The organism is Brevibacterium rongguiense (assembly GCF_009857845.1).
Classification (GTDB): domain Bacteria; phylum Actinomycetota; class Actinomycetes; order Actinomycetales; family Brevibacteriaceae; genus Brevibacterium; species Brevibacterium rongguiense.
The window spans coordinates 26,704-35,714 of record NZ_WWEQ01000031.1 but is presented as its reverse complement, the minus strand read 5'-3'; the positions used below and the strand labels follow the sequence as shown (position 1 = coordinate 35,714).

Genomic DNA, 9,011 nt, shown 5'->3' with positions numbered 1-9,011 from the left:
GGCCGCTGCGGCCTCGCGCAGCGCGTGGGCGATGTCGGCCGGGCTCTGCCCGCCCGCCGGCGCGGGGCCGGAGGCGCTGCGCCCGCCGCCCGTCGCCCGCAGGCGCTGGGCGAACGCCTCGAGCTGCGCATCGGGTACGCGCGTGCTGCGCTGGGCCAGCGGGGCGGCGGGGGCGGGAGGGCGCCCGCGCGGGGGAGCGCCGCCGGCTCCCGCCGTGTGCAGCGTGCGGATGCCCGCGGCAGCGAGGAGCTGGTCGAGGCGGTCGGAGCCGACGCCCGCGAGCGCGACGGTGGGGGCGAGCTGTTGGAGGCCGGCCGCGATCATGACCGGTTCGGCCAGCAGCGCCGCGAGATCGGCGGGGTCGTCGACGACGACCACCGAGCGCGCCGCGGCGATCCGCACGCGCCGCATGCGCGCGGCGGTCTCCGCGAGGAGGTACTCGAGCGGCTGCGGCAGCCCGGTCCGGGACACTCCGGCGATCCGCTCGCGCACCTCCTGGGCGCTCAGCCCCGACTCGAACGCGCGGGTGAGGGAGGACTCCGTGAACCGGTAGACGGTGCCCTGGCCGCGGGTCTCGACCTCGGCCAGCGCCTCGAGCACCGCCGCTGTGCGCGGGTCCACGGGCCCGGTGGCCACGGCCGTGAGATCGGACTGGACGATGACGTCCTCGACGAGCTCGGGCAGGAGCGCCTGCGCTGCGGCGGTGACGCCCGGCGCCACCTCCACCAGCTCCGCGGCGAAGCCCAGGGGCGCGAGTTCCGCCGGCATGGCGGCGCGCAACCCGGCGGCGAGCTCGGCCCCCAGCGGGGTGAGGGCGTGGGCGCGCGGCGCGGCGAGCGGCGTGCACGTCAGGCCCAGCGCCTCGGCCTCCGCGAGCAGGCGGCCCACCGTCGCATCCTCGAGCGCGGGGGCTAGCGGGTGGTCCCACCGCAGCTGGGCGGCGAGTGCCGCATCGTCGATCGCCTCGCCCTCCCCGGCGAGCTCGGCGAGGCCGGTGAGGACCCGGAAGCGGGCGAAGGGCAGCGGCGCGCGCCCGCGGCTGCCGGGGTAGGGCGAGCCGCGGTGGGAACCGGCCGCCGCGGCAAGCGCGTGGATCCGGTCGCCCCTGGGCGTGCGCCCGGCCAGCACGTGGTCGATGCCGACGCTCAGCCGCAGCCAGGCGCGCACCGCGCCGGCCCACACCTCGGCGCGCCCCGCGCCCAGGGCGCGGTCGTATTCGGCGGTGGGCAGCCACTGGGGGTCGAGGTCCGATCCGCCCACGCCGAGCAGGCCCATGGCGCCCGCGATCTCCAGGAGGAGCACCGTGTGCGCGGGATCGGCGCTCAGGCGCGTCCCGATCCGCTGGACGTCGCGCTTGCCGATGCCGCCGGTGGCCAGCTGGGAGGCCTCCGCCTCGGCGACGGTGCGCACCGCGGCGAGCAGCCCGGAGACGGTGTCGGAGACCGCCGCCGCCTGCGCGTTGGCGGCGATCGCGGGCGGCACGGTTTGCGGCCGGGGGCGGGCTGGCCGGCGGGCCGAGGTCCACGCGGGCGGATCGGCGCGCTCGGCCGCGGTGGTGGGCAGCAGGCCGATGGCCTCGGCCTGGATGCGCAGCTCGGCGGCGCGCAGCGGCGCGGCGCTGTCGGCGGGGTCCGCGGGCCAGACGAGGCCGGTGTCGAGGAGCTCGGCGAGCACGACGGCGGGGTCGTCGTCCTCTGCATCTGCGGCACCTTCGGCACCTGCGGCGCCCTCGCCGGCCGTGGCGCCCTCGGCACCCGGTGCGGCCAGCGCCTCGGCCGCGGAGACCGTGGGCCCCAGCCGGGCGGCGCTGGCGGCGCGCTGCATGGCCTGCAGCGCAGCGGTGGACAGGGACTCGAGCGCGGTGGCCACGGAGGCGCGGGTGCCGGCCAGGCCCGCGACGCGGGTGAGGTCCGCGGCGTCCGTGCGCATGAGGTCGCGCCGGCGGGCGGCGAAGGCCGCGAACCGCTGGGACTCGGCTGCGGCGAGCCACGCGGCGAAGGACTGGAGCGGGGGCATCTGGCCGAGTCTAGTCGGCACCCGCCCGGCGGGCGGCGGCGCGTACACTGGGAGGCGTCGGCCGCCCTGGCCGGCCCGGCACTTTCCGAGCAAGAAGGACGAGAACGTGGCACAGCAGCGGGAGAGGCGAGCCGACGCGTGGCTGATCGGCACCGCCGTCGCGCTCATGAGCATCGGCGCGCTGGCGCTCGCCGCCGTCGTCATCGTGGGCGTGGCGGGCGGGGTCCCCTCGGTTGCGCTGACCTGGGTGGGAATGATCGCGCCGCCCATCGCATTCATCGTCATGGTCGTTGCGTTCGTCCGGCTCATCGGGCGCAGGCGCCGACCGACCGCCCAACCCGGGCGCTGAGCCCAGGGATCGCGCCCGGGCGCTGAGCCCAGGGGCGCGGCTTCCGCTCCCCGCCGGCCCGCAGCGCCCCCGGGCCTCGAGACCGCCGTCGCGCCCCGCGATCGGGCGCCGGGCACCCCCCCCCCGCGAGGCCGGGCCGCAGGATCGCCGACGCCCGGTGGCCCGCGGGCAGCGCACCGTTGGTCCGCACGGATCGCGTGCAGCAGTACAGCCGCGCCGGGGCAGCGCACAGGCGCACGCGGTGCGGCCGCGACCGGGCTCAGACCGGCCCCGCTCGCAGACCAGCAGCAGCCGCCAGACACCAGATACCAGACACAAGACAGACACCGCGCGCCGCGGCGGCGCGCACGCACGAGAGGAGACGCCATGCCAACCGGACGCGTGAAGTGGTTCGACGCGGAGAAGGGCTTCGGGTTCGTCACCGCCGATTCGGGTGAGCAGGTCTTCCTGCACTCGACATCCCTGCCCGCGGGCACGGAGGTCGCGCCCGGCACCCGCCTCGACTTCGACGTCGTCGACGGTCGCAAGGGCAAGCAGGTGCTCAAGGCCCGCGTCATCGAGGCGCCCAAGCGCGTGCGCCGGGACCCGGAAAGACCGCGGCTATGATCGAAGACGTCATCAAGCTCCTCGACGACACCTCCGCCGGACTGCGGCGGGGCCGCTACCCGGACGACGGGCACGCCCACAAGGTCGCCGAGGTGCTGCGCCACATCGCCGATGATCTGGAGGGCCGATGAGCCTGTTCGAAGCCTGGCGGGAGGGCATGGACTCCGACGCCGCCGAGGCGCGTGCCGAGGCCGCGCCGGCCCCGCACGCGGCCGCCCCGGCCGAGCCCGCAAACGCAGCCGACTCCGAGCCAATGGCCGCGGTCGAGCCCGCGCCCGAGCCGCGCCGCGCCTCGGCCGCCCGCCGTCCCGCGCCGCTGGACGACGTGCTGGCCGCCGCCGTCGACGTCGCCCGCGCGGCGCTGCTCGAGGTGGCCGAGCCCGAGCACGTGGGCGCCTACCAGGGCGCCGTGTCCGAGGGCCAGCGCCTCGTGACCCACTCGTTCGACTGCACAGACCCCGCCTACCGGGGCTGGCACTGGGTGGCCGTGCTCGCCCGCGCTCCGCGCTCGAAGAAGGCGACGGTGTGCGAGACGGCACTGCTGCCCGGCCCCGAGGCGCTGGTCTCGCCCGAGTGGCTGCCGTGGGCCGAGCGCGTGCGCCCCGGCGACGTCGGCCCCAAGGACACGCTGCCCAAGCTCGACGCGGACCCCAACCTGCAGCCGGGCTACCAGCAGGTGGCCGTGGAGCCGGACGACGATGTCGATCAGATCGCCAACTACGAGTTCGGCCTGGGCCGCGAGCGCGTGCTCTCCCGCGAGGGCATCGGCGCCGCGGCCAGCCGCTGGGCGGCCTCCGAGGCGGGCCCGCGCGGCGAGTTCGCCCGCCAGGCGGTCCAGACCTGCGGCAGCTGCGGCTACCTGCTGCCGATCGCCGGCGCCATGCGCACGCAGTTCGGCGTGTGCGCCAACGAGTGGTCGCCCTTCGACGGGCGCGTCGTCTCCCTCGACACCGGCTGCGGGGCCCACTCGGAGACGGACGTGGAGCGGCCCGATGCCGCTCCGGCCGTGCCCGTCGTCGACGATGCCGCGGAGGGCTTCGAGATGGTCCCGGTGGCCGCCGGCTCGCCCGCGGAGGGCGCCGGGGCCTGAGCCCCGTGACCACAGGAGCGGAGGTCTGAGCCCATGAGCTCGATGTTCAGGTCTCTGCGCGAGCCCGACTACCGCCACTGGTTCGCCGGCGCCCTCATCTCCAACACGGGCACGTGGATGCAGCGCACGGCGCAGGACTGGCTGGTCCTCACCGTGCTCACGGACAACGATGCGACCGCACTCGGCATCGGCATGGCACTGCAGCTGGGCCCCCAGCTCGTCCTCTTCCCGTTCGCCGGGGCGATCGCCGACCGCTTCGACAAGCGCAGGCTGCTCCTCCTCACACAGGCGCTCATGGGCTCCTGCGGGCTCGTGCTCTTCGGCCTCGTCATCACCGGCGCGGTCGAGCTCTGGCACGTCTACGCGCTCGCGCTGTTCCTGGGCGTCGTCGCAACGGTGGACAACCCCACCCGGCAGGCCTTCGTCTCCGAGCTCGTGGGGGAGTCGCTGCTGCCCAATGCGGTCTCATTGAACTCCGCGTCGTTCAACGGCGCGCGGATGCTCGGGCCGGCCGTGGCCGGCGGCCTCACCGCCTGGCTGGGCCCCGCACCGGTCTTCCTCATCAGCGGGCTGGGGTTCGCCGCCACCATCGTCGTCCTGCTCACCCTCGACCGCGCTCGGCTCCACCCCGCGCCCATCAAGCGCGGCGGCGGGGTCAAGGCGGTGCTGGGCGGCTTCAAGTACCTGCGGACGCGGCCCGACCTCGTCGTCGTGCTCGTCGTGCTCTTCATCGTCTCGACGTTCGGCTTCAACTTCAACATCTACACCGCCACGATGGCGCGGGTGGAGTTCGGCCGCGACGCCAGCGGGTTCGGCCTGCTCAACTCCGTCATGGCGATCGGCTCCGTGTCCGGCGCGCTGCTGGCCGCGCGCCGCGACCGCCCGCGCCTGCGCTTCGTCTTCGGCGCCTCCGGCGGGTTCGGGGCGGCGTGCCTGCTGGCCTCGGCGATGCCCTCCTACTGGCTGTTCGCCATCGCGCTCATCGGGGTGGGCTTCTCCTCGATCACGATGATGACGGCCGCGAACGCCTACGTGCAGACCACCATCCCCGCCGTCGTGCGCGGCCGGGTGATGGCGATCTACGCCGCCGTCGTCATGGGCGGCACCCCGCTGGGCGCGCCCATCGCCGGGCTCGTGGCCAACGGCATGGGCCCGCGCGCCGCGCTCGTGCTGGGCGGCTCGGCGGGCATCATCGGGATCGCCGTGGGCCTGTGCTGGCTCATCGGGGCGAAGCACCTGCGCGTCCACCGCACGCACACCCGCCGCCTCGTCCACCTCACCTACGACGGGCACCCCTGATGAGCGCCGCCGCAATCGCCTCGCTCGTCGTCGCGCTCCTCATCGTCGTGGGCTGTGCCGGCATCGTCGTGCCGGTGCTGCCCGGCTCCGCGCTCATCCTCGTGTCCGTGCTCGTGTGGGCCATCATCGTCGGCGGGCCCGAGGCGTGGGCCGCGTTCGCGGCCGTGGCCGTCTTCACCTGCATCGGCATGGGCGCCTCCTGGGTCATCACCGGCCGGCGCCTCAAGGCGCGCGGCGTGCCCAGCCTCAGCCTCCTCGCGGGGCTGGCGGTGGGGGTCGTCGGCTTCTTCGTCCTCCCCGTTGTGGGCCTGCTGCTGGGCTTCGTGGCGGGGCTCTACCTGGCCGAGTGGGCACGGCTGGGCGACCCCCGCCGGGCCTGGGAGACGAGCTGGGCGACGATCCGCGCGGCGGGCCTGGGCATCGCCGTGGAGTTCGGCTGCGCGGCGCTCGCCGCCGGCGCGTTCGGGATCGGGGTCTGGGCGCACTTCGCCTGAGGCAGTCCACGGACCGCGGCGGGCCCGGTGCGACCCGCGCGGCCGGCTGGGCGGCGGGGAGCCGATGCGCGTAGCCTGATGGCCGTGGGACAGACGGGCGAACGATCCAGGGCTGCGGAGCGGACATGGCGCAGGCGGCGCTGAGCCCGCGCGCGGTGCTGGGCGCCGCCGCGCTCGTGGTGGGCGGCTCCGCCGGGGTCCAGGTCTCCGCGGCGCTGTCCTCGCGGCTGTTCTCCGCCTACGGCTCGTTCGCGGTCAGCGGCATGCGCATGGCCATCGCCGCGGTGGTGCTGCTCGCGGTGATCCGCCCCCGTCTGCGGGGGCGCGGCCCAGGCGAGTGGCTGGGCATCGGCCTCTACGGGGCGGCCATGGCCGTCATGAACCTCAGCCTCTACGCCGCCATCGACCGCATTCCCCTCGGCATCGCCGTCACCCTCGAGTTCCTGGGCCCGTGCGCCGTCGCGCTGGCCGCCACCCGCCGGCTGCGCGAGGCCGGGGTGGCGCTGCTCGCACTGGCGGGGGTGGCGCTCATCTCCGCCGGCCCCCTGGGCTACTTCGATGCCGCGGGCTATGCGGCGGCCCTGTGCGCCGCGGCCGCGTTCGGGGGCTACACGCTGCTGGCCGCGCGCGTGGGCAAGGCCGGGTCCGAACTGGACGGCCTGGCGCTGTCGGTGGGGATCGCGGCCGCGCTCACGCTGCCGCTCGCCGCGCCCCACGTCGGCGAGGTGAAGCCGGCCGATCTGGGCCTGCTCGCCGTGTGCGCGGTGGTGGGCGTCGCGATCCCCTGCAGCCTCGACACCCTGGCCGGGCGCTTGAGCTCCGCCCGGGTCATCGGCACGCTCTTCGCGGTCGACCCGGCGATGGGCGCGCTCGTCGGGTTCGCCCTGCTGGGGGAGCGGCTCTCGCCGGCCGCGCTGGCAGGCGTGCTGCTCGTGGCGGTCTCCGGTGCGCTCGTCGTGTGGGTGTCCGCGGGCGGAGCCGGCGAGGCCGACGGGGGCAGTGCGGCCAATGAGGGCGGTGCGGCCGGCCAGGGTGCGGCCGAGGGGACCGGTGCCGGGGGAGACGCCGCCCGCGGCGGTCCTGCGGGATCGCCGCCGCCGGCCGATCCGGCGCTGTGAGCCGGCGGCGCCGCGCCTGTGCCCGGCGACCGGCTGCGGCCCGGCCGCCGCGGCCGCTCAGCGGGGGAGGGCGGTGAGGACGAAGTCGATGCAGCCGAGCAGCGCCTTGACGTCCTCGGGGTCCACCGAGGCGAACGTCGCGATGCGCAGCTGGTTGCGGCCCAGCTTGCGATAGGGCTCGACGTCGACGATTCCGTTGGCGCGCAGCACCTGCGCGATCTGCGCGGCATCGACCGCTTCGTCGAAGTCGACGGTCGCCACGACGTTCGAGCGGTCGGCGGGATCCGCCACGAAGGGCGCGGCGACGTCGCTGGCCTCGGCCCACTCGTAGACGAGGCGCGCGGATTCGGCCGTGCGCGAGGCGGCCCAGGCCAGGCCGCCGTTGCCATTGAGCCAGTCGAGCTGCTCGGCGAGCAGGATGAGGGTGGCGACCGCCGGGGTGTTGTACGTCTGGTTCTTCGCCGAATTGTCGATGGCGGTGACGAGGTCGAGCGAGGCGGGGATCCAGCGTCCGGAGTCCTTGATCTCCCGCGCGCGCTCGAGGGCGCGCGGCGACATGATCGCGATCCACAGGCCGCCGTCGGAGCCCATGTTCTTCTGCGGGGCGAAGTAGTACACGTCCGCCTGCCGGATGTCGACGTCGAGGCCGCCGGCAGCCGAGGTCGCGTCGATGATGACGAGGGCGTCGTCGGCGATGCCCTCGGGCCGCCGGATCTGCGTGGCCACCCCCGTCGAGGTCTCGTTGTGCGGCCAGGCGTAGACGTCCGCCTCCGCTGCCGTGGGGACCGCCGAGGTGCCCGGCGCGGACTCCGTGATGATGGAGGCCTCCAGGTGGGGCGCGGTGTCGGTGGCCTTGGCGAACTTCGACCCGAATTCGCCGAACGAGCCGTGTGCCGCGGCCGTGCGCACGAGGCCGAACGCGGCCGCGTCCCAGAACGCGGTCGAGCCGCCGTTGCCCAGCACGACCTCGTAGCCGGCGGGCAGGTCGAACAGCTCCGCGAGCCCGGTGCGGATGCGGCCCACCAGGTTCTTCACCGGGGCCTGGCGATGGGAGGTGCCCATGACCGTGCGGCCGGCGGCGGCCAGGGCCTCGAGCTGCTCGGGCCGGATGCGCGCCGGGCCGGAGCCGAAGCGGCCGTCCGCGGGCAGGAGTTCGGGCGGGATGATGACGGTAGTAGTGGTGTCTTCGCTCACCCGCCCGAGTCTAGCCCGGCGCCCCACCCAGTGTGCGCACCGTCCCAGCCGGACGACCGCGATGCGAACCGCGCGCGGCGGCCGGGGAGCGCGGGCTATCGTGGTGCCATGAGCGCAGGGACGAGCCCCGAATCGGATGCCCACGACCAACAGGCTGCCACCGCGGACGCACCGCGCGACACCGCCCTGTCCCACCTCGCCGCCCAGCGCGTGGAGTACCTGGCCGCGGACCTGAGCGAGGTCGCCGCGGACCCAGGCTCCCAGTTCGCCGCCTGGTATGAGGAGGCGGCCGCCCAGGTCGCCGAGCCCAACGCGATGGTCGTCGCCACGGCCGACGCCTCCGGCCCGAGCGCCCGGGTGGTGCTGCTGAAGGAATTCGGCCCCGAGGGCTTCGTCTTCTTCACCAACTACGACTCGCTCAAGGGCCGCCAGCTCGCCGCGGACCCCCGCATCGCGCTGACGTTCCCCTGGCAGGACATGCAGCGCCAGGTGCGGGTGCGCGGGGTGGCCGAGCCCACCTCGGCGGCGGTGTCCGACGAGTACTTCGCCTCCCGCGCCCGCGGCGCGCAGCTGAGCGCGGTGGCCAGCGCCCAGTCCCAGCCCGTGCGCAGCCGCGCCGACCTCGAAGCCGCCTATGCGCAAGCGCAGGAGCGCTTCGGCTCCGGCCCCGTGGAGCGGCCCGCCCACTGGGGCGGCTACCTCGTGCGGCCCAGCGAGGTCGAATTCTGGCAGGGCCGCGGCAACCGCTTCCACGACCGCTACGCGTTCACGAGCGCCGACGGCCGGCCCGCCCGCCTCGATGACCCCAGTGCCTGGACCATCGTCCGGCTCAACCCCTGAGCCCG

The 9,011-nt window shown here is 75.5% G+C and carries 8 protein-coding genes and 1 pseudogene; 7 read left to right on the top strand and 2 right to left on the bottom strand.

Going from position 1 to position 9,011, the window contains the following annotated elements; all coding sequences use genetic code 11:
* Positions 1-2,016, bottom strand: a 2,016-nt coding sequence (locus tag GSY69_RS08405) for a helicase-associated domain-containing protein (protein ID WP_160953415.1), incomplete at its 3' end; no start/stop codon positions are given.
* Between the two features lie 106 nt (positions 2,017-2,122).
* On the opposite strand from GSY69_RS08405, the gene GSY69_RS08400 reads away from it, so the two are divergent.
* From GSY69_RS08400 to GSY69_RS08375, 6 genes and pseudogenes are all read left to right on the top strand, one after another.
* The gene (locus tag GSY69_RS08400) at positions 2,123-2,365 is read left to right on the top strand and encodes a hypothetical protein (RefSeq protein WP_160953414.1); all 243 of its coding nucleotides are present in this window, start codon (positions 2,123-2,125) and stop codon (positions 2,363-2,365) included.
* 366 nt (positions 2,366-2,731) lie between these two features.
* A pseudogene (locus tag GSY69_RS08395) lies at positions 2,732-3,102 on the top strand (cold-shock protein).
* Positions 3,099-4,061 (top strand): DUF3027 domain-containing protein, encoded by a 963-nt coding sequence (locus tag GSY69_RS08390; protein ID WP_160953413.1) that lies wholly within the window; start codon positions 3,099-3,101, stop codon positions 4,059-4,061. Before GSY69_RS08395 ends, GSY69_RS08390 begins: the two are co-directional and overlap by 4 nt.
* Positions 4,062-4,103: 42 nt before the next feature.
* Positions 4,104-5,360 carry an MFS transporter gene (locus GSY69_RS08385; protein ID WP_235936404.1) on the top strand — a complete coding sequence of 419 codons (1,257 nt, stop codon included), beginning with the start codon at positions 4,104-4,106 and terminating at the stop codon, positions 5,358-5,360.
* Complete coding sequence (locus GSY69_RS08380; RefSeq protein WP_160953411.1) at positions 5,360-5,854, top strand: DUF456 domain-containing protein; 495 nt, start codon at positions 5,360-5,362, stop codon at positions 5,852-5,854. The genes GSY69_RS08385 and GSY69_RS08380 overlap by 1 nt, the downstream gene beginning before the upstream one ends.
* 125 nt (positions 5,855-5,979) lie before the next feature.
* Positions 5,980-6,972, top strand: coding sequence for an EamA family transporter (locus GSY69_RS08375; RefSeq protein ID WP_160953410.1), 993 nt, complete (start codon positions 5,980-5,982; stop codon positions 6,970-6,972).
* A 57-nt stretch (positions 6,973-7,029) separates the two neighbouring features.
* Here GSY69_RS08375 and serC read toward each other — a convergent pair whose 3' ends face one another.
* Complete coding sequence (gene serC / locus GSY69_RS08370) at positions 7,030-8,166, bottom strand: phosphoserine transaminase (protein ID WP_160953409.1); 1,137 nt, start codon at positions 8,164-8,166, stop codon at positions 7,030-7,032.
* 108 nt (positions 8,167-8,274) lie between these two features.
* On the opposite strand from serC, the gene pdxH reads away from it, so the two are divergent.
* Positions 8,275-9,006 (top strand): pyridoxamine 5'-phosphate oxidase, encoded by a 732-nt coding sequence (gene pdxH / locus GSY69_RS08365; RefSeq protein WP_160953408.1) that lies wholly within the window; start codon positions 8,275-8,277, stop codon positions 9,004-9,006.
* Positions 9,007-9,011: the final 5 nt, after the last annotated feature.

Bases quoted from the DNA above. Each gene is read 5' to 3' on its own strand.
- GSY69_RS08390 (WP_160953413.1), top strand. From the start codon at position 3,099: ATGAGCCTGTTCGAAGCCTGGCGGGAGGGCATGGACTCCGACGCCGCC.
- GSY69_RS08385 (WP_235936404.1), top strand. From the start codon at position 4,104: ATGTTCAGGTCTCTGCGCGAGCCCGACTACCGCCACTGGTTCGCCGGC.
- GSY69_RS08380 (WP_160953411.1), top strand. From the start codon at position 5,360: ATGAGCGCCGCCGCAATCGCCTCGCTCGTCGTCGCGCTCCTCATCGTC.
- GSY69_RS08375 (WP_160953410.1), top strand. From the start codon at position 5,980: ATGGCGCAGGCGGCGCTGAGCCCGCGCGCGGTGCTGGGCGCCGCCGCG.
- pdxH (WP_160953408.1), top strand. From the start codon at position 8,275: ATGAGCGCAGGGACGAGCCCCGAATCGGATGCCCACGACCAACAGGCT.